At 62.9% G+C, this 22,975-nt stretch carries 21 protein-coding genes and 1 tRNA gene; 10 read left to right on the forward strand and 12 right to left on the reverse strand.

Annotated elements, in window-relative coordinates; genetic code table 11:
- Positions 1 to 7: 7 nt before the first annotated feature.
- The gene (locus ACLLJI_RS00080) at positions 8 to 880 is read left to right on the forward strand and encodes a rhomboid family intramembrane serine protease (protein WP_434616438.1); all 873 of its coding nucleotides are present in this window, start codon (positions 8 to 10) and stop codon (positions 878 to 880) included.
- Positions 881 to 953: 73 nt separating this feature from the next.
- Here the strand turns inward: ACLLJI_RS00080 and ACLLJI_RS00085 are convergent, their stop codons facing one another.
- Positions 954 to 1,505, reverse strand: coding sequence for a flavin reductase family protein (locus ACLLJI_RS00085; protein WP_434616441.1), 552 nt, complete (start codon positions 1,503 to 1,505; stop codon positions 954 to 956).
- Positions 1,506 to 2,038: 533 nt separating this feature from the next.
- Between ACLLJI_RS00085 and ACLLJI_RS00090 the strand changes: the two genes are divergently transcribed.
- The 3 genes from ACLLJI_RS00090 to ACLLJI_RS00100 all read left to right on the forward strand — a co-directional run bounded on the left by ACLLJI_RS00090 (position 2,039) and on the right by ACLLJI_RS00100 (position 4,309).
- The gene (locus ACLLJI_RS00090; RefSeq protein WP_434616444.1) at positions 2,039 to 2,965 is read left to right on the forward strand and encodes an SRPBCC family protein; all 927 of its coding nucleotides are present in this window, start codon (positions 2,039 to 2,041) and stop codon (positions 2,963 to 2,965) included.
- Positions 2,966 to 3,194: 229 nt separating this feature from the next.
- Complete coding sequence (locus tag ACLLJI_RS00095) at positions 3,195 to 3,491, forward strand: hypothetical protein (protein ID WP_434616447.1); 297 nt, start codon at positions 3,195 to 3,197, stop codon at positions 3,489 to 3,491.
- 419 nt (positions 3,492 to 3,910) lie between these two features.
- Positions 3,911 to 4,309 (forward strand): hypothetical protein, encoded by a 399-nt coding sequence (locus ACLLJI_RS00100; protein WP_434616450.1) that lies wholly within the window; start codon positions 3,911 to 3,913, stop codon positions 4,307 to 4,309.
- Positions 4,310 to 4,462: 153 nt separating this feature from the next.
- Here ACLLJI_RS00100 and ACLLJI_RS00105 read toward each other — a convergent pair whose 3' ends face one another.
- Complete coding sequence (locus ACLLJI_RS00105; RefSeq protein WP_434621744.1) at positions 4,463 to 4,717, reverse strand: cell division protein CrgA; 255 nt, start codon at positions 4,715 to 4,717, stop codon at positions 4,463 to 4,465.
- A gap of 268 nt (positions 4,718 to 4,985) precedes the next feature.
- On the opposite strand from ACLLJI_RS00105, the gene ACLLJI_RS00110 reads away from it, so the two are divergent.
- Complete coding sequence (locus ACLLJI_RS00110; protein ID WP_434616453.1) at positions 4,986 to 5,624, forward strand: aminodeoxychorismate/anthranilate synthase component II; 639 nt, start codon at positions 4,986 to 4,988, stop codon at positions 5,622 to 5,624.
- A gap of 28 nt (positions 5,625 to 5,652) precedes the next feature.
- Here ACLLJI_RS00110 and pknB read toward each other — a convergent pair whose 3' ends face one another.
- From pknB to ACLLJI_RS00145, 7 genes are all read right to left on the reverse strand, one after another.
- On the reverse strand, positions 5,653 to 7,614 hold the full coding sequence (gene pknB, locus ACLLJI_RS00115; protein WP_434616456.1) for a Stk1 family PASTA domain-containing Ser/Thr kinase: 1,962 nt from the start codon (positions 7,612 to 7,614) through the stop codon (positions 5,653 to 5,655).
- A gap of 97 nt (positions 7,615 to 7,711) precedes the next feature.
- Complete coding sequence (locus ACLLJI_RS00120) at positions 7,712 to 9,685, reverse strand: protein kinase domain-containing protein (RefSeq protein ID WP_434616459.1); 1,974 nt, start codon at positions 9,683 to 9,685, stop codon at positions 7,712 to 7,714.
- Entirely contained in the window at positions 9,682 to 11,142 is a 1,461-nt protein-coding gene (locus ACLLJI_RS00125) for a peptidoglycan D,D-transpeptidase FtsI family protein (protein ID WP_434616462.1), read from the reverse strand. The genes ACLLJI_RS00120 and ACLLJI_RS00125 overlap by 4 nt, the downstream gene beginning before the upstream one ends.
- The gene (locus tag ACLLJI_RS00130) at positions 11,139 to 12,584 is read right to left on the reverse strand and encodes an FtsW/RodA/SpoVE family cell cycle protein (protein WP_434616465.1); all 1,446 of its coding nucleotides are present in this window, start codon (positions 12,582 to 12,584) and stop codon (positions 11,139 to 11,141) included. The genes ACLLJI_RS00125 and ACLLJI_RS00130 overlap by 4 nt, the downstream gene beginning before the upstream one ends.
- Positions 12,581 to 14,311 carry a PP2C family protein-serine/threonine phosphatase gene (locus ACLLJI_RS00135; RefSeq protein ID WP_434616468.1) on the reverse strand — a complete coding sequence of 577 codons (1,731 nt, stop codon included), beginning with the start codon at positions 14,309 to 14,311 and terminating at the stop codon, positions 12,581 to 12,583. The genes ACLLJI_RS00130 and ACLLJI_RS00135 overlap by 4 nt, the downstream gene beginning before the upstream one ends.
- A 2-nt stretch (positions 14,312 to 14,313) precedes the next feature.
- The gene (locus ACLLJI_RS00140; RefSeq protein ID WP_434616471.1) at positions 14,314 to 14,793 is read right to left on the reverse strand and encodes an FHA domain-containing protein FhaB/FipA; all 480 of its coding nucleotides are present in this window, start codon (positions 14,791 to 14,793) and stop codon (positions 14,314 to 14,316) included.
- Positions 14,790 to 15,587: an FhaA domain-containing protein gene (locus ACLLJI_RS00145; RefSeq protein WP_434616474.1), complete on the reverse strand. Its 798-nt coding sequence runs from the start codon at positions 15,585 to 15,587 to the stop codon at positions 14,790 to 14,792. The genes ACLLJI_RS00140 and ACLLJI_RS00145 overlap by 4 nt, the downstream gene beginning before the upstream one ends.
- A 415-nt stretch (positions 15,588 to 16,002) precedes the next feature.
- Here ACLLJI_RS00145 and ACLLJI_RS00150 point away from each other — a divergent pair.
- A tRNA-Leu gene (locus ACLLJI_RS00150) sits at positions 16,003 to 16,085 on the forward strand.
- Between the two features lie 75 nt (positions 16,086 to 16,160).
- Here ACLLJI_RS00150 and ACLLJI_RS00155 read toward each other — a convergent pair.
- From ACLLJI_RS00155 to ACLLJI_RS00165, 3 genes are all read right to left on the reverse strand, one after another.
- Positions 16,161 to 16,475 (reverse strand): hypothetical protein, encoded by a 315-nt coding sequence (locus tag ACLLJI_RS00155; protein ID WP_434616477.1) that lies wholly within the window; start codon positions 16,473 to 16,475, stop codon positions 16,161 to 16,163.
- Between the two features lie 99 nt (positions 16,476 to 16,574).
- Positions 16,575 to 18,842, reverse strand: coding sequence for a putative transposase (locus tag ACLLJI_RS00160; RefSeq protein ID WP_434616480.1), 2,268 nt, complete (start codon positions 18,840 to 18,842; stop codon positions 16,575 to 16,577).
- A gap of 121 nt (positions 18,843 to 18,963) precedes the next feature.
- Positions 18,964 to 19,110: a tyrosine-type recombinase/integrase gene (locus tag ACLLJI_RS00165; RefSeq protein WP_434616487.1), complete on the reverse strand. Its 147-nt coding sequence runs from the start codon at positions 19,108 to 19,110 to the stop codon at positions 18,964 to 18,966.
- A 68-nt stretch (positions 19,111 to 19,178) separates the two neighbouring features.
- On the opposite strand from ACLLJI_RS00165, the gene ACLLJI_RS00170 reads away from it, so the two are divergent.
- The 4 genes from ACLLJI_RS00170 to ACLLJI_RS00185 all read left to right on the forward strand — a co-directional run bounded on the left by ACLLJI_RS00170 (position 19,179) and on the right by ACLLJI_RS00185 (position 22,962).
- Positions 19,179 to 19,448 (forward strand): hypothetical protein, encoded by a 270-nt coding sequence (locus ACLLJI_RS00170; protein ID WP_434616490.1) that lies wholly within the window; start codon positions 19,179 to 19,181, stop codon positions 19,446 to 19,448.
- A 110-nt stretch (positions 19,449 to 19,558) separates the two neighbouring features.
- Positions 19,559 to 20,578 (forward strand): hypothetical protein, encoded by a 1,020-nt coding sequence (locus ACLLJI_RS00175; RefSeq protein ID WP_434616493.1) that lies wholly within the window; start codon positions 19,559 to 19,561, stop codon positions 20,576 to 20,578.
- A gap of 872 nt (positions 20,579 to 21,450) precedes the next feature.
- A complete protein-coding gene (locus tag ACLLJI_RS00180; RefSeq protein ID WP_434616496.1) occupies positions 21,451 to 22,524 on the forward strand; it encodes an alkene reductase in 1,074 nt (357 codons plus the stop codon).
- Positions 22,525 to 22,641: 117 nt separating this feature from the next.
- Positions 22,642 to 22,962 (forward strand): putative quinol monooxygenase, encoded by a 321-nt coding sequence (locus ACLLJI_RS00185; protein WP_434616499.1) that lies wholly within the window; start codon positions 22,642 to 22,644, stop codon positions 22,960 to 22,962.
- Positions 22,963 to 22,975 lie beyond the last annotated feature (13 nt).

Below are 22,975 nucleotides of genomic sequence, written 5' to 3' on the forward strand. Positions count from 1 at the left end.
CCATACCGTGACGTACCCGATTCCGACGGCCGGCACCCCAGCCGCGGTTCCTGTCTGCCCCCGCCACCCTGACCGCGTTTCCTACGTGCTTTGTCAGCGGTGCGGCCGGCCGGCATGCCCGGAATGCCAGCGCGGTGCCGCCGTCGGAATCCAGTGCGTTGACTGTGTGCAGGCAGCGGCCCGCGCGGCGCCGGTAAACCGCACCGCGTTCGGTGGGGAAGCGGTCCCCGGACGGCCGCTGGCCACCTACGTGATCATTGGCCTGTGCGCGCTGGTTTACCTCCTCGAATGGGTCCCCGGCCTGAATCTGGAGCAATCCGGCTGGTATGCACCCGTTTATACGGAAACGCAGCCGTGGCGCATGCTGACGTCAGCTTTTCTGCACTCGCAGGACTTCCTGCCGCACATTCTGTTCAATATGTATGCCCTCTGGATAATGGGCCGCGCCCTCGAACCCGCTCTCGGACGGCTGCGATTCGTGGCCGTTTACCTTGTATCGGCATTCGCGGGCTCCGTCGGCGTACTGCTGCTGGCCCCGGCTGGCGGTCCCGTGGTGGGTGCATCCGGCGCCATTTTTGGACTCTTCGGGGCGCTGTTCGTGATTCAGCGTCGGCGCGGCGGAGACGTACGGCAGATCGTCATCCTGATCGTCATCAACGCGGCCCTTGGTTTCATGGTGTCCGGCATTGCCTGGCAGGCCCATCTGGGTGGTCTGATCGCCGGTGGACTGGCCGCATTAATATTTGCACATGCACCGAAGGGGCCGCGCCAAGCCGTCATTCAGTTCGGTGGTATGGCGGTACTGGTTGTGCTGCTGATAGCGCTGACTATTGTCAGGACAGCGATGATCCACAATCTCGCCGTCCAGTACCAGCTTTAGGCCCATGGCTTCCGCCTACGCCGTCCGTTAGTGTCCCCCCGGACGGAGCTCCAGGGCCGAAACGCTTGATCCGCTATCGAGCCAGCCGCCGGTAGGCAGAGCCGAAATGAATCAGCGGATCCATGGCGTTGATTCCCGAGGCGATGCTGCCCATGGCCACTACCTCGCCCACGATAATGAGGTGGGTTGCCGCCGTGTGGACAGCAGTGCTTCGCACTTCGAAATACGTCAAGGAACCGTCGACGACGGCGGCGCCCGTCGCCGTTCCGCGGCGGTATGGTACCTGTGCCAGCAACCCCTCCAAGGGAGTTCCTGGGCTGGCGAGCCAGTTAGCCACGCCCTGATGCGTGCTGCCAAGCAGGCTCAACGCCCAGCTGCCCGATGTCCTGACAGCCTCTGCAATACGGGACTCAGCATAGAGGCACACCAGCATGGTCGGGGGATCATAGGAGACCGAAAGGAACCCGCTCACCGTCGCGGCGTAATCGCGCCCACGCACCACGGTACTGACGACCGCGACCCCGGAAGCTGTGTCGGCGCTGAGTCCGCGGTAGAGCGCAATGTCCTCGTCCGACGGTTCCGGTGATGTCAGCAGGCGGCTCTGAAGCGGCTCCGGATTTTCCATCTCTCCATCGTGCCACGCCGGGACCAGCCGGTTATCCACAGGGCTATCCACAGCTGGGCGTAAGTTACACGTCTGTAGTTCGATTCCTCATCCGTGATGGGTTATCCACTTATCCACAGCGCTATCCACATTGGGTATAACTTACATAGCTGTCATTCACAGCTGTGCAGGTGGTGAGCCCCTGACAATGCGCAAATTCGACGTTTTTCCCGAGCAACTTGTCCACCCCTGTGGATAAGTATGTCAACACGCTGGGGATAAAGCTGGGTCTCCGCTATCGAATGTAGGAATCAGGATTTCGCGTGGTCGCGTCCCGTTCCGTCAGCGTGGAGGCTTGGAGGCTTGGAGGCTTGGAGGCTTGGAGGCGCCCGAGGGACGCATGGCAGGTCTCTCGTCGTGGCACCTTCATCGTCGTCATGGTTTAGCTGGCCAACCCAGGAACATGACCCATCACCCGGGACGGGAGTATGGTAAGCGTACTGACGATTGAATGTACGATCGTCATCCCTGTCGTTCCGGTCGAAGGAGACGTTGTGAGTACGAAGGTTGAGAAAAATATCATGGTGAACGTGCCGGTGAGCATTGCGTACAACCAGTGGACCCAGTTCGAGGACTTCCCCCACTTCATGGGTGGGGTGAAAAGCGTGACCCATCTCAGCGATGACCGTCTGGAATGGGTTGCTGAAATTGCCGGCGTGCGCCGGAAATGGGAGGCCAAAATTCTGGAGCAGGTGCCGGACCTTAAGATCGCCTGGGCAGCGACTGAGGGCGCCACCAACGCGGGTTCGGTGACGTTCGAGGACGTGGGAGGCGGGCAGACGCAGGTTCATCTGTCCCTCGACTATGAGCCGGAGGGGTTGGTGGAGAAGATAGGTGACAAGCTGAACGTGGTGGAGAACCAGGCGGCAGGTGATCTGGACCGGTTCAAGACATTTATCGAGGCGGAGGGGTACGCCTCCGGAGCCTGGCGGGGGACGATCAGCGAAGGCGCATCCGTCGGAACACCTGGTGTGAGGGACGCCGACCAATCACGAGGGGACAGCGGCAAGGCCGGCGTATCCGGGAAGGTGGCGGCCGGTATCGGATTGGCTGCTGCAGCAGCGGCCGTGGGGGTCGCTGCAGCAGCGGCCGGCAAGGACTCGAAGGAAAAGACGGATACGGTCGCTCCTGAGGTTGTTGCCCCCGACCGGTCGGAGGACGCCTATGCGGCGACGCCGGGTCATGTCATCGCAGCCGATGACGCTGTTGCGGGCGGTGCGCGCCTGCCGATGCCTGCCGGCGAGGGATCCGATGCGCACCCCTTCGACCAGACCAATGGCCTCATCGATGTCGGCGGCGATTCGGATGGAACCGCAGAGAGTGACACCAAGAGCGTGGCAGACCGTGAAGACGACATTGACACTGGCAGTCGGGTTCTTCCGCCAAACCTGCCGGGCGGAAACGTCAGCGGGCAACACTAGGAAGCGGCGGCTGCGGATCATGGGGCGGCCATAGGCCGACGGAGCGGAGCCAAACGACGGCCTCCGCTCCGTCGTGTTCCAGGACAGTCGCTGTGAGGCTATAAGCGCCGACCTCAACCTCGGCGATGAACTGGAAGGGCGGCTCGGCCAGAGCCATGCTGTGCCTGTTGGAACTCGGTCGATATGATCAAGATTTACGCCCGGCTCGACGGATTAGAAGGAATCTAAAATGGCGAATGAAGAAGTTCATGAGGAAGAGCCCGGTTCCACTGTTCGTGGTTCTTCGGAGGCAAGGGGTAAAGAATCCTACAACCGTCGTGGTTCCCCTGAAAACTTGGCTCCGGGCGAAGTGACTAAGGATGCCAAAGGGCTCGGAGCGATTTTCGGGGACGCGGATCGTTCAGCAGTCGACGATCCGGTAAAACCCCCGAGCGAGGCTGAATCGGCTGCCATGACCGAAATGGACAAAAAATTCACCAGTCACGAATCAGAAAGCGGCGAGAAGTATCTTACCGAAGGTGATTGATTTTCCGCGGGGCGTCGAAACACTGCAAATGTGACAGCATCGGCTCTCGAGCGCTAGCCTCACGAATACCGAGGCTAGCCACCAGTCACAACGGCCGCGCTAAATGTCCGAAGGCGACTGCACCCGTTCAGAGGTCGCCAACGCGCTCACGGCGAGAATCGGCCTGGTCGGCTCCGGCTGCGAAGACCCACTCATCCACTGGCCCATCGGCGTGGGCATGGAACGAAATGACAACTACTGCGAGGATTACACCCAAATGGCGGCATCAACTCCAGGGCAAGGACATACTTCCCGGGCAGGCCAGGGCGCCACATCGCGGCTGCCCGCTTTGGCACCTGCCCTATTCCGGCAGGCCGGCCGTCCGTAGACTGGGATTGCGTCAGAACAGAAGCAGTCCGCATCGTGGGAAAGGCAGATCGATGACCAGGAACAGCGATTTTGAAGAAACTGCGGGGCCGCATGGCGGCGCCGACGAGCCTGACCCTAGCGTCGTACCTGACGACGGCGCCGTCGTGCCGAATGGGGGCGAGGACCGCGGCCGCTATGTTAAGGGTTCCTACGGCAAAGCCGGCAGCGAGCCCGGGCACCGTGCCGGATCGGGCGAGGGTCATTACGTCGAGGGCGACTACGGGAAGGGCGGCGCAGAGGAACCTGGCGCGGAGGAGGAAACCGGTCGATTTGTGGAGGCTGATTACGGCGAGGCCGGTGCGGTGCCGCCACGCACCGGCGAATTCGAGGTTGGGCAGTACGCCGAGGGTGACTACGGGACCGGGGGAACCGTGGAGCCGCGGAATAGGTCTGCCAAGGACGGCCAGTAGCGGCCCGGTCAGGAACGGCTAGTTCCGTCACCAAACGGTGACAGCTTCCCCAAAAGGACCCCCGCCGCCGTCGTCGTTCCCGTTACCTGTGGAAAGGCGCTCTCAGCCGGCCCCGGCCGGGACGGGCCTGCGTCGGTTCGGGTCGGCCCGGAGCTACGACCGCCAGCGGGTGGTCATCAAAAAACCGGCAATGGCGATTGCGAAGCCGATCAGGATGTTCCCATTGCCGATATTCGGCAGTGGGAATGCGCCGTTGCTGATGTAAAAGACAATGATCCAGAAAAGCCCGATCAGCATAAGTCCGAACATAACGGGCTTGAACCAGACGGCGTTGGGCATGTTTGCCTTGGCTGCCGGCTGCTTCTGGGTGCCACGGCTTGGCTGGCGGCGCGATTTTGACTCGGGCACAGGATCTCCTTGACGGGCAGGCACCAGTGGTGCGCCCTTGCTGTATCGGGGGCAGTCCGGACGCTTGATATCCTGCATAAGGGAGCAGTCCACCGGACCGGATCTGTTCGGTTGCTGGCTGCAATTCTAGCTGTAAGCGCGGCGAAATCGGGTCACCGGGACTCGAAGCGGAATCCAGGAAGACGGTACTGCTGCTGATGGTCTGCGTATTTCGTTGGCGTTCACAGTTCAATCCGCTCACCGACTCAACGATAGGTGCCAGAAAACCATGAGCACACGCATTTTAGTCGTCGACAACTACGACAGTTTCGTCTACACCCTCGTGGGATACCTTCAGCAGCTCGGTGCCGAAACCACCGTGGTACGCAACGACGACGTGACACTGGCCGAGGCCATGGAACTCGCCGGCCCACGGGACGGCGTTCTGATTTCGCCCGGCCCGGGGACCCCGGCCGAGGCAGGCATCTGCATCGAGCTGATCAAATGGTGCGGGCACGAGGCCAAGCCCATGCTGGGGGTCTGTCTGGGCCATCAGGCGCTGGCGGAGGCCTACGGCGGCAGGGTGACGCACGCCCCGGAACTGATGCACGGCAAGACGTCCCCGGTGGAACATGTAGGGCGGAACGTCTTCGCCGGTCTGCCGAGCCCCTTCACCGCGACGCGCTACCACTCGCTGGCGGCCGTGCGGGAGTCAATTCCGGCCGAGCTGGAGATCACGGCGGCAACGCCTAATGGCGTGGTCATGGGTCTGGCCCACCGCACCGCCCCACTGTATGGCGTGCAGTTCCATCCAGAGTCGGTGCTCACCGAAGGCGGATACCTGATGCTGGGCAATTGGCTGGAGTCGCTGGGTCTGGCCGGAGCGGCGGCCAAGGCTGCCGGAATGAGTCCGTTGATCAGCAAATAACGGGGCACCTGTCCCTCGGGGGCGGCGGTCAGCCTTTCGGCGCCGCCGAAGCCGTGCAGTCCTTGTTCTTCTTGGAAGCGCAGTCCGACGGCGTCGCTGACGCAGTGGGTGTGGGTGTGGGTGTTGGCGTTGAGGTCGGGAGTGGTGGTGGTGCAGGGGCCGAGGCAATTACCACCGTGATGGTGGAGAACTGGTCGACGCTGGAGCCGGCGTCGGCGGACTGATTGGTCACCTTGCCCGCCTCCACCACCGAATTCTCCTTCTCCACAAAGGCCATCTGTAGAGTGCCGGATGCGTTCTTGACGGCCTGTTCGGCTTCCGCCTGCGTGAAGCCAAACAGCGAGGGCATCGTGACCTTGCCGGTGGATACCATCAGATCCACTTTTGACGCTGCCGCTGCGACCTGTCCGGGGGAGGGACTCGTGGTCACCACCAGGCCAGCGCCGATGGTTCCGTCATTGACTTGCTTCGTCTCGCCCGGAAGCAGCCCCAGCGCCTTGATCGCGTCCCGAGCGGTCGCCTCGGTGACATTCACCAGGGAACTGGGAATCTGCACGGTGGACGGCCCATCGGAAATAATCAATTTGATGCTGGACCGTGGATCCACCCGCTGCCCGGCGGTGGGATCCGTACCAATTGCCTGCCCCTTGGGAAGCGCCTCATCATAGCGGCGCTGCAGCGTAGGCCGCAGGTCGTCGCTGTATAGTTTGGCCATCGCATCCGTCTCCGCCATGGTGCGCACGGTGGGGATTTGGATCTGGACCGTCGCCGCCGGTTTTGCATTGAATAGGCCGTAAGCGAGCACGCCGCCCCCGGCCAGCATCAGGGCCAGCAGGACAAAAAGTGTAACAATCCATGCCCGGCGGCGCCGCTTGGAAGTCCGGTCCCGCTCCTTCTCCGCGGGAAGTCCCAGCGGCAGCGCGTCAGGATCCTCATCCGGGGCGTCCCCGGTGGTGAGGGGGCCTCCGGCGAGCACCTTGGCCATCGCGCGGGTGGAGGGGCCGCCGTCGTGCGGGTGATCGGCCGCGGCAGGCCGTGGGACACTGCTCACGGCGGTGACCGCGGGCGGCGTGTGCGCGGGCTGGAGACCGTACATTTCGGTCGGCGCCTCGCTGGCGGAGAAGGGGGACAGCTGCACGCCGCCCTTGGCGGCCCGTAATGCCCGACGGAAAGCGGCAGCATTCTGGAACCGATCGGCCCGATTCTTCTCCAGGGCGCGCAGCACAACGCTGTCCAGCGCAGGCGAGACCAACGAGTTGAAATAGCTCGGCGCTTCGGGAGTCTCGCGCACATGCTGGTACGCCACGGAAACCGGGCTGTCCCCCATGAAGGGTGGGCGTCCGGTGAGCAACTCGTAAAAGAGGCAGGCGGCCGAGTAAAGATCGCTGCGCTCATCCACCGTTTCTCCACGCGCCTGCTCGGGCGACAGGTACTGTGCCGTGCCGATCACGGTCTGGGTCTGCGTCATGGTGGCGGATGAATCGGCGATGGCACGGGCAATGCCGAAGTCCATCACCTTGACGGCATTTCCGTCCTGGGTGACCATCACATTGGCGGGTTTAATGTCACGATGCACGATGCCCGCGCGGTGACTGTACTCCAGCGCGGACAGCACGCCCAGGGTGTAGTCGATCGCATGGTCGATGCTCAGTTCCTTGCTCCTGACCAGGTCCCTCAGCGTCCGGCCGGAAACGTATTCCATCACGATGAACGGCATTCGGGTGCCGTCGCTCAGGGGGTCACCGACACTGTGGTCACCGGTGTCGTAGACCGCGACGATCGAGGGGTGGTTCAGTCCCGCCACGGCCTGTGCCTCACGCCGGAACCGGGCCTGCAGCTGCGGGTCCCGGGCCAGGTCCGCGCGCAGCAGTTTGACCGCCACGGTGCGTCCAAGCCTGGTGTCCCGGCCCATGTAGACGTCCGCCATGCCGCCGCGGCCCAGCAGCCGGCCCAGTTCATAGCGACCGTTAAGGACGCGCGGGATATTCATGGATCAGCGGTCCCTTCCGTGTGACGAGGTCATTGTGATGCAATTAATCTGATGCGGTTAAGGTGCTTGCGGGTGAAGCACGACGGCGGCGGGTTGCCTAGGGTGCGGGGGCAGGTGCCTGGGGGTCGACGGGGGCAGGTGCCTGGGGGTCGACAGGTGCGGGGGCCTGTGGGGCAACAGGTGCGGGTGCCTGTGGGGCAACAGGTGCGGGTGCCTGTGGGGCAACAGGTGCGGGTGCCTGTGGGGGAACAGGTGCAGATGCGGTGGGCGCGGCGGTACACGTGGTTCCGGGTGTCTCGGCGGCCTTGCAGGGCGTTGGTACCGTCGCACGTGGGCCGGTGGAGGAGATTACATAGTTCACCACCGAACCCTTGACAACGGAGACACCCGACTGCGGTGACACCGAGATCACGTCACCTTTGGCCACTGTGTCACTTGGCTGCTGGGTGGCCGTACCGAGAACGAGACCTGCCTGGGTCAGGGCACTGTTCAGCTCGGCGACAGTAGCACCCGGTGAGACCGCGGGAACAGTCACCATATCCGGTCCCTTGGAGTATGTCACCGTGATGGTGCTGCCCTTTTCGACGGTACCCGCCGGGTCGATGCCGGTGACAACGTTGACCGCGTTAGTCGAATCGAAGACCGGATTGGCCTTCACCTGCATCCCCAAATTGGTGAGAGCGGTCTGGACTTCGCTGAACGGCCTGCCGTTGTACTGGTCGGGGAAGAGCGTGACCAAGTCGGAGGCAGTCGTAGGAGGGGCTGTTGTGGGGCTGATGGCGGTCGGACTGACCTTGGTGCTGGTCGGCGCCGCGCTTGCGTGGGTCACGGTGGCACTCGTGCCGGGACTGGATGTTACCGGCGTCGACTTGGGCGTGAAGACTCCCAACTGCTGCAGCAGCACCATCGCGATGACAAAGAGCAGCAGCAGGATCAGGGCAACAAGCGGCCAGGTCCACGGGCTGCGGTCCCGTCTGGCAGGAGTCTCTCCGTCGGATTCGCCGTTGTCGTCATCCTCCCAGGCACGCTCCGCCGTCAGAGCCTCCACGCGGGAGAGCGAATTGCCGTTACCGGCGTCGGCACTGATGGCAGTGGCCGCCACGGTGGGCAGGGCCGACGTTGCCATGGCGGATTGATCCGCCGGGACAGCCGTTGTCGCGGCGGTTCCCTGCAGGTCCACGGGAGCGGTGATGGGCCCGGTGGTAGATTCGAAGAGCAGCATCCCAGGCGCGGCCGCATGGGCAGCCTTGATGTCGCCGTTGCGGATGGCCTCCGCCGCGTCGGCCAGTTTGTTGGCATTGGCGGGGCGGTTGGCCGGGTCCTTGGCCAGCATGGACATCAGCAATGCACGGACCGGGGTCGGAAGGGTTTCCGGCAGCGGCGGCGGGGCATCATTGACCTGGGCCAGGGCAATCGCGATCTGCGATTCGCCGGAGAAAGGCCGATGGCCGGTGATGCACTCGTAACCGATGATGCCGAGGGAATAGATGTCGCTGGAACCGGTGGCGATTTGCCCGGTGGCCTGCTCCGGGGCCAGGTACTGCGCCGTGCCCATGACCTGGCCGGTCTGGGTGAGGGGGACTTGGTCCGCGAGCCGGGCGATGCCGAAGTCGGTGATCTTGACGCGGCCCTCGGGAGTGATCAACAGGTTTCCGGGCTTCACATCCCGGTGCACCAGCCCCTGCGCATGCGCGACGGACAGCGCCCGGGCGGTCTGTGCAATGATCGACAGCGTTCGGTCCGAGGAGAGCACATGTTCGTGTTCGATGATGCTGGACAGCGGATCCCCGGGCACCAGCTCCATCACCAAGTACGCCGAGCCGTCCTCTTCGCCATAATCAAAGACATTGGCGATGCCGACGTGGTTCAGTAAGGCAGTGTGGCGGGCCTCCGCCCGGAACCGCTCCCGGAAGCCCGGATCCCCCGTGTACTCCTCCTTAAGGATTTTGATAGCCACAGTCCGGCCCAGGACCAGGTCCTTTGCCCGCCAGACCTCGCCCATCCCACCAATCGCAATGCGTGATGTGAGCTGGAACCTGCCGCCTAAGGTGATTCCCGAAGTAGGCCTCACTTATTCAACACCGCCTCGATAAGTTTGCTTGCGTTAGGACTGGTCAACTGTGCTCCGGTGGCGATATCGACATTCGCCATGACGATCGATACCACCACTTGAGGGTCTTGCGCCGGGGCGAATCCAGTGAACCAGGCGTTGTTGTTCACAACGCCGGGAATACCCTCGGCGGTGCCGGTCTTTCCCGCCACCTCGATGCCCGGGACGCTCGCCGCGTGGGCGATGCCCTTGTCCACCACGTTGGTCATCCATTGGGTCATCTGGGCGGCAATCTCCCGAGTGGTGGACTGGCGCAGCACCTGCGGGGTCAGCTCTTGGACGGGCTTAAGGTCCGGAGTGCGGATGGTCTTGACCATGTTCGGTTTCATTTGCGTTCCGCCGTTTGCGATGGCCGCCGTCATCATCGCTATCTGCAGCGGGGTCGCCTGAACATCCTGCTGACCGACGGCGCTGCGGGCCAGCTCCGCCGGCCCGAGCTGTCCCTTGCTGCCGGGGAACTTGCTGGCGGTGACCTGGTCGGGAATAAACAGCGAGTTGTCGCTGAAACCGAACTTATTGGCCTGGTCGGTAATCGCATTCTGGCCAAGATCCAGCGCGATCTGGGCAAATGGCGTGTTGCAGGATTGTTCCAGGACGAACGAAAAATCGGCCTCGCTGTTGGCCGCGCAACCGCCGTTGACGTAGTTGGGCAGCGTCGCGTCCGTCCCGGCGAAACTCAGGGCGGGCGGGTTCGGCAGGACGGAGTCCTTGGTGTACTTGCCCGAGGCCAGGGCAGCGGCGGTGTCCACGAGCTTGAAAACAGAACCCGGGGAATACAGTTTCGTGTACGCACTGGAACCGAACATATTAATGCCGTCGATTCCCAGCAGCTTGTTGTAGTTTTCCGTCACCGCGGCAAAATTGTGGCTGGCCAGCAGATTCGTATCGTAGGACGGCTTGGAGACCATGGCGATGATGGCACCGGTCTTGGGATTCATCACCACGATGGATCCCTTCTGCCCGTCCGGAATCATGTCGTACGCCATCTGCTGGATCGTCGGATCAATGGTCAGCTCCACCGACCGTCCCTTGGGCTGGGCGCCGGAGAGCAGCGATACCACACGGTCGTAGAAGGCACCGGGCGTCTCGCCGGTCAACTGCGGATTCTCCGCCTTTTCGATCCCGTACTGTCCATATGCCTGGGAGAAGAATCCGGTCAAGCCGGCATACAGCTCCGGCTGGTTATAGACACGCTGGAATTTGCACTTGTCGGTGGACGGAACGGACTCGGCAATCGGCTGACCGCCGACCAGAATCGAGCCACGGTCGTTACAGAACTGCTGAATCAGCCCACGGCTGTTCAACGCGTTGTTTTTGAGATCGTCGACGGCAAAGAACTGCACATAGGTGATCGAGCCGAAGACCAAGGCAAAGAGCACTATGGCGACGACCCACGAATTGCGGATGGCCTGGTTCACGGTTTGTTCACCGCCTCGTTAGGAGCCTTGATGGAACGCGGAGTCGGCACACGGGATCCGGCGGATGCCGCACCTGCGGGCTGCCCGTGGGGCGTACCGGCATCCTTCGGCGCGGATGTGGAAATAGGCCGCCGCGCGGCATCGGAAATCAGCAGCAGCAGCGCCACGATTATCCAGTTGGCCAGCAGCGAGGAGCCGCCGGCTGCGAGGAACGGTGTCGTCAATCCGGTCAGCGGAATCAACCGGGTCACGCCGCCAATAACGACGAAACACTGCAGCCCAATAGCGAAAGAAAGGCCGACGGCGAGTAGTTTGCCGAAGGCGTCCCGGGTGCCGAGCGCGGCCCGGAAACCGCGGGTGATGAGCAGCAGGTACATCAATACGACGGCGAACAGGCCGATCATGCCCAGTTCTTCGCCGAGGGACGCGATGATCATGTCGCTGTTGGCCAACGGGACGATGTCCGGGCGGCCCTGCCCCAGTCCGGAACCGACCAGGCCACCGCTGGCCATCCCGAACAATCCCTGCACAATCTGGTAGCTGCTGCCGACACTCCGTCCGATGACCTCTGGGTCAAAGGCATGCGCCCATGTGTTGACTCGCAAACCGACGTGCGGGAAGATCCTGATTGCCATGAAACCGCCGAAGGCTATCAGCACCAGCCCGATCATGACCCAGCTGATCCGGCTGGTGGCCACGTAGATCATAATCATGAAAAGCCCGAAAAACAGCACTGACGTGCCGATGTCGTGTTGAAAGACGAGAACGCCGACGCTCGCCAGCCACGCGACGATCATAGGTCCCAGATCACGGGCCCGCGGCAGCTGGAGGGGACCGACTTTCTTTCCGGCCAGCAGGATCAGGTCACGGTTCGAGGATAGGTACCCCGCGAAGAATACTGCAAGGGTGATCTTGGCGATTTCGCCCGGTTGGAAGGAATTGTCTCCGATTCTGATCCAGACGCTGGCCCCGTTGACGTCGCCGGCGCTGATGCCGGGAATGAGGGGCAGAAGGAGCAGTACGACGCTGACGATGAGGGAAATATAGGTGAACCGCCGCAGGATGCGATGGTTACGGAGGAACCAGATGACCGCCACCGCAGCAACAACCGCCACCGTGGTCCATAACCATTGACGCGGTCCGGCGGAGTCGCCGGTGGCTATGTCCAGCCGGTGAATCATGGCCAGTCCGATGCCGTTCAGGGCAACCACAACCGGAAGTATTACCGGATCAGCATATTTAGCCCGAAGGCGCAGCGACATATGCATGGCCAGGGCGAGAACCGCCAGCACCGCCGCCTGCGAGTAAAAATCCGAATCGAAGGGGCGGTCCAAGTTGATATCCACGAGAGCGTTGGCGGAAATTCCGACGCCCAAAGCCAATATCAGGAGCAGCAGTTCGATATTCCGCCTCGGTTTGGCGACGGTCTGCAGTTGACTCATTGAGAACCTCCCACACATGCTCTTCTGGTTGCTCCGGTCGGGGCGGTGGATGCGGCCCCTCCGCTCGGCGCGGTGGATGCGGTCCCGCCCGTCGAACCCGCGGGGGCGGGGCCTGTCGAGACCGCCGGCGAGGGCGAGGGGCAGGGGGGAGCTCCGGTACCGGTGCCCAGCTGCAGATCAATGATGATCTGTTGTGCGTCGGCAAGGCCGGCGGCCGGAACTGTCTGGGCAACGCGCTGCTGGGAGAAATCCGGCAGTGTGGAAACGTCGACGCCCGTTTCACGGTAAACATGGGACAGCGCAATGGGTCCCAGAGACTGCGACACGCCGTTAAAGATCGCCACGTGTCCATTGGCCTGGCCCACATAATAGCGGGTCTGGGTCCACGCATAACCGAGCCACAGGCCCAGGATCAGGACCACCAGCACGACGGCGGCGATCACCGTCCAGAGAACATTCCGCCGCCGGGGCGGAATGGAATTTTCGGTTTCGTAGCCATCGTCCGTTTCATCCTCGGGCACGGATTCAGGCTTATGGGTGAGGACCGCCGCGGCCCTTAGCGCTGCCGGGCGGCCGGCAAGTGCGGGGATTTTACCTTCGGCGGCGGCCGTGACGGCTGCGCCCACCAGTTCATGTGGACGGCCGGCAAGTTCGGCGCTGATGACCTCGGCACTCAGATGTGCACCCAATTCGGCGGACTCTTCGTCCACCGCCTCGCCCGTCGGGGGAGCCGCAGGTCCGGCAGAATACACAGCGGCTCCCGGCTGGGCGTGTGCCGCGCCGTCGACATCTGCCCTGTCAGCCTGCACGCTGTAAGGGTGCACGCTGTCAGCCTGCATGGTGCCTACCTCCACGCCGGCAACCTCGACCGGGCGCTTTCGCTCGGCAAGCACAGCGGCGGGCGCGGCTCGGACGGCAGGAGGTGCCGCCGTCGGCCCTTCGTTGCGGCCGGGAACGGGCAATGCGGGCAGCCTGGCGGTGTCAAGGTCCTCCGCCGTGGCCTCCGCGACTTCAAAAACGACCACGGTGATGTTGTCGGGCGCGCCGGCGGCAAGTGTCAGCTCTATCAGTGTGTCCGCGCAGTCGGCAAGACTGCGCGTATTGCGGACCACCTCCTCCACTGTCTCGTGGCGTACGAAATTCAGCCCGTCCGAACACAACAGCCAGCGCTCGCCCGGAACGGCATCGAAGGTGGTCAGGTCCAGCTCGGGGGACGCATCGACGTCGCCGAGCACCCGCATGAGCACGTTCTTGTGCGGATGGCTTTCGGCTTCCTCCGGACGCAGCCGGCCCTCATCGATCATGCGCTGAACGAAGGTGTGGTCCTTACTGATCTGCTCAAAAACGCCGTCTTTGAGCCGGTACGCGCGGGAATCACCTATGTGGGCGAATTCCAGCCTGGCACCGGAGAGCAGCAGCGCCGTCACCGTAGTGCCCATGCCCGCCAATTTGGGGTTTACATCAACGAGGTCAGAGAGCAGCGAGTTGGCCGTCTGGATCTCGTCGGCCAAGTAGGTACCCGCGTCGCCCTGATATCCATCCCGGTCCAGGTGAATCAGATCCAGCACTGTCGAGGCGCTGGCAACATCTCCGCCGGCGTGGCCACCCATACCGTCGGCTACGACGGCCAGATAATGGCCGGCATATGCGGAGTCGTCGTTCTTGGCCCGGACCTTGCCAACGTCTGAGCGCGCGGCATAGCGCAGGACCAGTGGGCGTTCAGCCATGATCACGGCCTCAATTCAATGACCGTCTTACCGATCCGAACCGGGACGCCGAGCTCCACGGGCAACGCCCGGGTCAGCTGCTGATCGCCCAGATACGTGCCGTTTGTCGAGCCGAGATCCTCAATGAACCAGCGGCTGCCCTGCGGGAACAGGCGTGCGTGCCGGCCGGAGGCGTAGTCATCTTCAAGGACCAGGGTGGCTTCCTGTGCACGTCCGAGCAGAATCGGCGTTCCGGTCAGCTCCAATGTATGCCCGGCCAGCGGGCCCTCCGTCACGACAAGACGGTGCGCCTGAGCACGGGCCGGAGGCTGCTCATCCACCAGTTCGGGATGTTTGCGGGCCTGCCGGGCGGTGGGTGTTCCAACCTTCGTCATGCGGCCGATCACGAGATCCCGGCGCATGGCGCTCACCACGCTGAAGATCATGACCCACAGCAGCAGGAGGAAACCGAAGCGCAAAACGGTGACGGTCAGTTCGCTCATCCGCGTCCGCCGTTCTTGACCGGAAGCAGCCGGAAAACGATTTTGGTCCGGCCCATCGTCACGGTTGAGCCGTCGGTGAGCTCGGCGGTGCCGGAGACCTTGCGTCCGTTGACATAGCTCCCATTGGTGGAACGCAAATCCACAGCGACGGACTGTCCGTTCTCGGTGCGGATTTCAAGATGCTTACGGGAGACGCCCGTGTCATCGATGAGGATGTCGGCTTCCGAGGACCGGCCCAAAATAATGCTCGGCGCGTTGAGCGAGTAGCGTTGCCCGTCGATGTCCAGCACGGGCTGAAGATTCTGCACGGCGGCACGGGCGGCCTGACGCGGCGGGGCAGCGGGTACATTGGCCGGGTATCCAGGGTGCGCCGGAACGGAGGCTTGGTTTTCTTCAGGATCGGGCTCGGCTGGACGCCGGCCGGCCTTTTCGGTCCGTGAGCTGATTTCGAAGATGCCCGTCTTTAGTCCGGCGTCCTGGTGGAAGGCCACCCGGACCGGGCCCTGCAGCACGTAGCCCTGACTGCGGCAATGATCGATGACCACGTCGCACAGCTCTTCGGCAAGTGCGGTGCCCCAGCTGCGGGCGCGTTCGAAGTCCTGCTCACTGAGTTGGATTTCAAAGACATTGGGGGTCAAGGTACGGCCGGCGGCCAGCGTCATGGCTTTATCATCCAGCTCTCGGCGCAGCCGGCTTGCGATTTCGACCGGCTGCATCTGGGCCTTGGAACCGCGTGAGAAGGCGCCGCGTACGGCTTTTTCGATGCCCTTTTCGACATTATCCAGTAATCCCATCGGCTCTCTCCTCACGTGTTCTCGTTGTCCGGCCAGTCCTGCGCCGCCGCCGGTCAGCTTACGGGTTAGCAGCTGTTCCGGCGCTGCGGCGCAGTGCGGACGCTCCAATAGCGGGAGGTCCGGCAAAAGTTCGCTCATCCCGATACTACTGGGCCAGTCTGCGAAAACCGTATCTGCCAACGGATCAGGGCGTAGATTCATCCTTGGGTACGGTTTCGTATGTGCCGGGTTGGTTCAATCTGTTTCCCCCTGTGGCTGTCGCGCGCCGGCCATGACGAGCTCATCGAACCGCCTGCGGTCGGAGGATGGAGCCCGCGCCGGAGCCGTTTAGGTGTTTCGGCCAGGTGTCCGGTAATCTTGATCTCGCTGTTCTTTTGGTTCCGGTTTTTGAACCGGAAGCCCACAAGACAGCAGCGCGCGAGTGGCGGAACGGCAGACGCGCTGGCTTCAGGTGCCAGTGTCCGAAAGGGCGTGGGGGTTCAAATCCCCCCTCGCGCACATTGAGAGGCCCGGTTTTCCGGGCCTCTTTTGCGTTTAAGGCCCGTTTTTCGTGCTCGTGATACTGGGATGATACTAAGTGTTCGGTTTCCCGGGACGCCTAAAGTCGTTGGCCTCATCATTCAGCGATGGAGCAAGAGCGGATATCGTGGCCTCCCCCTTTACTTGAACATGCACCCGCACCATTGCCAGCCCATCGCTGTTAGACAGGTCAAGTGATATGGACTCAACGACGGACCACGTTCCATCGACCAGGAGCACCTCCGTTCCAACAGGTGGAAATATGGGGTCAGCGAATGCGGCCACCCTGGCGTTGAATTGGTCGATAAACAGCGTCTGATAGCCGGATAACCGGTCATCCTCGAAGTGGTGGACTATGTGAGCATTCATGCTGTTCCTCCGTAGAGTAATACGCCGAACGTTTCGGCGGCTTGCTGTTGCATACCCGGCATTACGTGAGCGTAAACCCAGGACTCCTGACCTAGCGCTTTAATCGCTGAGCGACGTTTCGCGTTTCTTTGTCTCGAATCGCAGGATCCGGTCCGTGCCTGGGTAACGGGTTTCGGTGCTGGTGAGGTGGTCGCAGAGTTCGGCGATCGCGGCCGTGGCCCGTTTGGTGGGGAGGGGGTCGAGGCGGATGGTGAGGTAGCCGTCCCGGCCGGGGTCGATGTCGCCGCTGGTCGTGAGAGCCTGCCGGATCAGGGCGTGGGCTTCGTCGTCGGCGCGGGCGTAGCCGGTGTTGGTGCGGATCTCCCTGGCCAGGGTGGACGCGGTGTTGAACGCGGCCATCCGGATCGCGTGGGTGAGCAGTTTCGTCTCGGTGTCCAGGACCTGCTGGCCCGGGGCGATGTCACCAAGGGGTACCCGGGCCGGGATCTCCTTATGCACCGCCTGCGCCTCCTCGAAGACGGTTTGGGCGGTGAAAAGGTCCGCGGTGATCGCGTTGTGCCCGGCATTGGTGATCAGGACCGTGGCCGTTCCCGGCGCCGGGGTCCGGGCCGCCAGCAACGCGGCATCGGTGTCGGCGAGGGCCTTCCCGTACCGGGTTTTGGCGGTAAGTACGTTCTGGTAGGCCTTGCGTTTGGCCGGGTTCGGCACCGACCGTTCCGGATCATCATCGGTACTGGTGTAGGCGTCGTGGGAATCCAGGGCGAAGCGGATCCTGGCGTAGCGGAAGTAGTTCTCCTGCCGCCACCTGGCACCCATACGGTAAATCGCTTCCCCGGTAGCGAGGTCTGTGTCGGTGGTGAGGATGTGGATCTGCCGTAACCCGCCTGCCGGGACCTTGACCTTGCGGCTGATCTGGCGCATCGACAACACTTCCCCGGTAGTTCCGACAGGCACCTCGACCCGGATGTCGGCCGCGGCCCAGGTCCGGGTTTGTCCGTGTTCGTCGGTGTGCGTGACCTCGCTGAAGAGGGAGTCGTCGATGTCCCCGGTGGTGCCCTTGCGCCAGGTCAGCACATCGAAGCCTTGCCCGCTCATGTGTTGGAACAGGGCCGGGGACCAGCCGCCCCGGTCGAAACCGACCAGCACCCTGCGGTCATCGCCGATAATCAATCGCAGGGTCGGCAGGAGCCGGCGCAGTTCCCCGGTCAGCGCGGCCCCGGGTTCGGCCATGACCACCAGCACCGGGGACCCGTGTCCGTCGGCGACCCAGGTCTCCTCGGTCGCCGGGACCGGGAACTTCAACCTCGTGGAATGGACCTTCCCGATCTTCCTCGTGCCCTGATAGGCGCGGACATGCCCGTCAACGTAGAGCACCGCGGCCAGACCCCCGCCCTCCTCGTCACCGCTGCCGTTCAGGTGTCTGGTTGCCATCGCGGTCAGCAGTTCCCCGGCCCTGCCGGTCCCGGCCAGGGCCGCGGTTTTGCGGCGGAGGGTTTTCACTTCCGGCGCCCGGTCCAGACCCAGCACCCGTCCCATCGCGACCGGGTCGATCCGGGTTATCCCCTCGGCCCGGGGTTCCCCGGCCAGGGCCTGAAACACCGCCCCGGTGAGGATGGTGTCCAGACCGTAAAACCCGTTCGGCAACGCCCCGAACACCTCCTTCGCACACTCCAGCAATCCGGTGTTCACCAGGGCGGGCAGGGCCAGGAACAGCCCGGCCAACGGCACCCGGGCCGCCGGGGCGAACACCGGGGCCGCGCATTCCAGCAGCCCGGTCCGGGCCCAGGCCCGTTCCCCGGACCGGTCCGCCGCAGCCGGCAGAACCGGCAGCCCTTCCGCCGGTTCGGTGATGACGGGACCGGCTTCCGGGTCCTGCCGGGACGGGTGCGCAGTGGCCGGTTCCTGTGCGGCGGTTTCCATGGCCAATGTCCGCCGGACGGTGAATTCGGAGACACCCACTTTCGCACCGACTGCGCGCAGTGGCAGGCCGGTGGAGCGCAAGGCGCGGATCTCGGACATCATGGATTCCGTCAGCCGGCTGGGCCCCCTCGGGCCCGGCTTTTCCGGGGCCAGACCCAACACCCCATCCATGGCCAGGATCTGGCGCCAGCGCCACAACGTGCCCGGATCCACACCGAAAGCGGCAGAAATCTCCGCCACCGACGCGGCCTTAATGTCCGCCAGTTTCGCCGCCGTGAACCGGCGCGTCGCGGTGTCCCCGACATCCCAGGCGTAAGAGAGTTCCCCATGAACAAAAGCCCTGCCACCCGTCTCATCCTCGACCAGCGACACCGCCAGACCAATCGGGACGGCACCGGCGTCCATGGCCATCGGAAGGGGCAGTTGAGATGTCATCACGCCCATCATCCACCCCTCCCGAAGCCGCCGATTATCTTGCTTAGATTCTATCGCGTCTGAGGGAAAATTAACAGCCGACCACTCAACAAAAACACCGGAATCACACGGAAGCCATCGCGACAGTCACGCCCTATGTCCAGAGTCCTGAAACCCCTAGCGTGATCGTTGCGTTGGCGTGCCCCAGCCGCTCTGAAACGACCTTTACCGGGATGCCCGCGGCCAGGAGTAGGGTTGCGTGCGTATGCCTAAGATCGTGCAGCCCCCGATGACTGGGCACTCACCTACGCTGAGGCGCTCCAGCAGGCACACACCAGCGGCACGCCAGCACCGGGCGGGTTCGCCATCGTGGGCGTCCACACACTCACAGACCTACCCGCTAATGGGCTGTCACCCGAGGGCACGGACACGCACCTTGTCATGGTGGAGTACCACAGCACAGGCACACGCCTGACTCTCACAACGGGCAGTGACGACGCCGCCTTCATCGAGACCATCAGCCACAGCATCAGCGGCCCGGTTGGGGTTGACGCAACCATGTTCCACTTCTTCCGTGTCGGCTGGCCGACGGACTGGGACAACGCCGCAGACCCCGACGCCTTAGCGTGCAGGCCATGACCCCCACCCCCACAGGGCGAGAGGGCACCCACCCCCGCACCGTACCCGGATTTCTGCACACTATTTTTTGGATTGGAGTTTTGTCGTGACTGGTGCTGTCGATAGGAATTTTGAGGCGGCTGCTGCTGCTGGTTGGGTTCCGTACCGAGATACTGGCCGAATGGGCGGACAACGTTGGTTCTTACTTTAGTGAGGAGGAAATCATGGGCGCGGTGGCTGACTATGAAATGACTTCCCCGGAGGATTTGGAGGCATGGATCGACAGGCCTTATGTTGCTGCGGCTGGCGTTGATTGGGGTTACGCCCAGGATGCCAACGCCTTAACGTTGGTGAGCGTGTTGGAGGATTACGGCCAGAATCGTGGGCTTTTGGGGGAGGGGCTGGTGTTTTTCATCCCGTATCTGGAGGTGAGGCACAAGTGGGCTTATTCAGCGTTCATTGACCGCATTGTCGAGGTGGCGGGGAAGTACTATTTGCGGACGTTGGCGAGTGAGACGAATGGTGTGGGCCAGTACCCGACTGAGGATTTGCGGCTTCGCATGTACAACGCTAACCGTGATTCTAACGTGGCTTCGGTGGTTACCGATGTGAGGCGTAAGCAGTCGGGTTTCTCGATGATTCGGGGGCTTCTTCAGCTAACGCCGTATCCGTTTAGCCTGATACCGGTGTATAGCCTGTTATATACCCCCGGTTCCGGTTACACCCGGTCTGGACGGCGTGCACGTCCAGGCGCTCATCCCTGGGGGCTGCTGGGGGTGCTCCGTGCCATTGCTGGGCATGGCCTAAAGGTCCTTTTCGCAGTAGTAGACTCGCCGCTCAACCGGCCACGACGACTTGGACGGGACCGCCATATTCCGGGACTTGAACCCGTCCTCATCCGCTTCGCAGTCGTCACAGATCAAGACGCTGTGGCACCGTGCCGCGATACTCGGATACATGCAGTCGGTGGAGACCGTTTCCTCACAACGGGGGCACCGAACGTGCTGCTCCGGGTCCGGGATGTTGATGAAGTCCGGTGTGAGTTCGCGGAACCGTTCGAGTACCTGACCCGGGGTCATCACGTCCGGGTCATACAATCCGGCTGTGACTTCGCGGCGGATGGTCCGGGACGAAAATGCGTCGGAGATTAGGCCTTGTAGCGCTGACTGAATCACTGATAAATCCCACTTGCGGCGCATACATTTAGTGAGTTCGGTCAAGTTTTGCAATTCCTTAAAGCTGAGACGGCTCGGGGCGTTGGTGATCCTTGCGGGGCTTGTTACGCTCGACATAATGACTTGCTCCTTAATTGGTTGGTGTTGGTCTAAACGGCTTCGGTATCCGGCTTGGTGGCGGTGATACCGGGACCGTTTCCTATTGGATGGGTACTGCGAGCAGCTCCCGCAGCTCCCGGACGCTGACCACCCGGCGCGGGTTGCCGTTCGCATCCAAGCCGCTGATGATTTCCTCCAGACATTCGCGGAGACTCATCTCCAGCCTTCCCGTGATACTGAACGCGATACTGCCGCCCCTGCTTTTACCTGTATTGGGATGCTGTTTTAGGTTCGTTGCCATTTCTTCCGCCCTCGATTTATTGGCTGAAAATGGGCCTAAACGACGCTAAATGCTGGTCAGGGGACATATGTTCAAATCCCCCCTCGCGCACGCTTAGCAGTTTCAGACTGGAAACGGTTTGAGAGCAGGAAAGTCCCGCAGGTTTCGGCCTGCGGGACTTTTTTATGGTCCGGGACGGGTTGCGGGTTCGGCTCCGGACGGCGGCCAGGATCATTTGACGTAGCGCCAGAGGTACACGCCATAGTGATAGCGGCCCTGGATGACCATCAGGGGAAAAGATATGCGCTCTCCTGCCATGCGGCGTAGTCGTCAGCGGCCATGAGGACCGCGTTTCCGGCCCTGACGTGGTACCAGAACTTTGTACCGCGTGACCGGGCTCTCACCGGGGAATAGTCGGTGCGCGGTGCCCATTACGCCAACTGAACCCGCCCCAACCGGAAAGAGCCCCGTGAACCTGTTTTCCCCTTTGACCCTCGGTCCCCTGGAACTGCCCAATAGGTTGGTGATGGCGCCACTCACCCGGTCGCGCGCCGGACGCGATGGTGTACCCGGGCCGCTGATGGTGAAACATTACCGGCAGCGTGCCTCGCTTGGACTGATCGTCAGCGAAGGAACCTACCCGAGCCATGCCGGCCAGGGGTTCCCGGGCCAGCCTGGCCTGGTGACGGCGGAACAGCTTGCCGGCTGGGGAAAGGTCACGGAGGCGGTCCACGCCGACGGTGGCCGCATCTTTGCCCAGGTCATGCATGCCGGCCGTGTCACCCACGAGGCCACCACCGGCGGATACGCCGTGGTCGGGCCCAGCCCGGTCGCGATCGATGGGGTAACCAGGACGTACGACGGTAAGCAGCCGTATCCTGTCCCGCACGAGCTCACCGCTGCAGAGCTGCCGCTGGTTTGCGCGGAGTTTGTCCAGGCGTCCCGTAACGCGGTAGAGGTCGGATTCGACGGCGTTGAACTGCATGGCGCGAACGGTTATCTGCTGCACGAATTCCTGGCTCCCTCCACTAACCGGCGCGTGGACGGTTATGGCGGCTCTCCGGCAGCCCGGGCGCGCTTTGTTGTCGAAGTTGTGCGGGCAGTGGCGGCGGAGATCGGGGCCGACCGGGTGGGAATCCGTGTTTCACCCGAGCACAATGTCCAGGGGACGATGGAAACCGATGCCGACGACGTCCGGGCCACCTACGGTGCGCTGGTGGACGCGATCGCGCCGCTGGGGTTGGCCTATTTGAGTATTCTGCATAAGGATCCGGCCGGAGACCTGGTGCGCCATTTGCGCGCCAGGTTCGAAGGTCCGCTGCTGATCAACAGCGGCTTCGGGGTCCTGACAACGCGTGATGAAGCGCTGGCCCTGATGGCGGACGGCCATGCTGATGCCGTCGTGGTGGGCAGGCCGGCGATAGCCAATCCCGATCTGGTCCGCCGGTGGCGGGAGGACCTGCCGTTGAATACGCCGGATCCGCTGACTTTTTACACCGAGGGGGCACGCGGATACACCGACTATCCGGTGCTGGGGCACTAACCAACGTAACGGACGAGTCCGTCCGGGATCGCGGCGTCGAGGAACCCCCCCCGTCCCCTCCGGCGCCGTGAGTTTGTGGCAGGATGGACCAAAAGCAGCTACGAAGGCGGCCCCGCAATGATCTTCATCGTCGTTAAATTCAACGTCAAGCCGGACTGGTCGGACCGCTGGCTGGACCTGACCCGTGGCTTCACCGAGGCTACTCGCCAAGAGCCCGGCAATCTCTGGTTCGACTGGTCCCGCAGCGTGGATAAACCCCACGAATTTATTCTGGTGGAGGCCTTCCAGGACGACGCGGCCGGAGAGCACGTCAACAGTGCACACTTCCAACAGGCCATGAAGATCATGCCGCAGGCCTTGGTGGAGACACCGCACATCATCAGCGAAAAGATCGGAGCCGAGGGCTGGGGCCGGATGAGCGAGCTCACGATCGGGTAGCGGCTCCGCGGCG

The organism is Arthrobacter sp. A5, assembly GCF_051131705.1.
Classification (GTDB): domain Bacteria; phylum Actinomycetota; class Actinomycetes; order Actinomycetales; family Micrococcaceae; genus Arthrobacter_M.

Coding starts and splice junctions, on each gene's coding strand:
- ACLLJI_RS00185 (WP_434616499.1), top strand. CDS start 22,642: ATGATCTTCATCGTCGTTAAATTCAACGTCAAGCCGGACTGGTCGGAC.
- ACLLJI_RS00100 (WP_434616450.1), top strand. CDS start 3,911: ATGACCAGGAACAGCGATTTTGAAGAAACTGCGGGGCCGCATGGCGGC.
- ACLLJI_RS00155 (WP_434616477.1), bottom strand. CDS start 16,475: ATGAATGCTCACATAGTCCACCACTTCGAGGATGACCGGTTATCCGGC.
- ACLLJI_RS00110 (WP_434616453.1), top strand. CDS start 4,986: ATGAGCACACGCATTTTAGTCGTCGACAACTACGACAGTTTCGTCTAC.
- ACLLJI_RS00140 (WP_434616471.1), bottom strand. CDS start 14,793: ATGAGCGAACTGACCGTCACCGTTTTGCGCTTCGGTTTCCTCCTGCTG.
- ACLLJI_RS00160 (WP_434616480.1), bottom strand. CDS start 18,842: ATGATGGGCGTGATGACATCTCAACTGCCCCTTCCGATGGCCATGGAC.
- pknB (WP_434616456.1), bottom strand. CDS start 7,614: ATGAATATCCCGCGCGTCCTTAACGGTCGCTATGAACTGGGCCGGCTG.
- ACLLJI_RS00085 (WP_434616441.1), bottom strand. CDS start 1,505: ATGGAAAATCCGGAGCCGCTTCAGAGCCGCCTGCTGACATCACCGGAA.
- ACLLJI_RS00145 (WP_434616474.1), bottom strand. CDS start 15,587: ATGGGATTACTGGATAATGTCGAAAAGGGCATCGAAAAAGCCGTACGC.
- ACLLJI_RS00095 (WP_434616447.1), top strand. CDS start 3,195: ATGGCGAATGAAGAAGTTCATGAGGAAGAGCCCGGTTCCACTGTTCGT.
- ACLLJI_RS00130 (WP_434616465.1), bottom strand. CDS start 12,584: ATGAGTCAACTGCAGACCGTCGCCAAACCGAGGCGGAATATCGAACTG.
- ACLLJI_RS00135 (WP_434616468.1), bottom strand. CDS start 14,311: ATGGCTGAACGCCCACTGGTCCTGCGCTATGCCGCGCGCTCAGACGTT.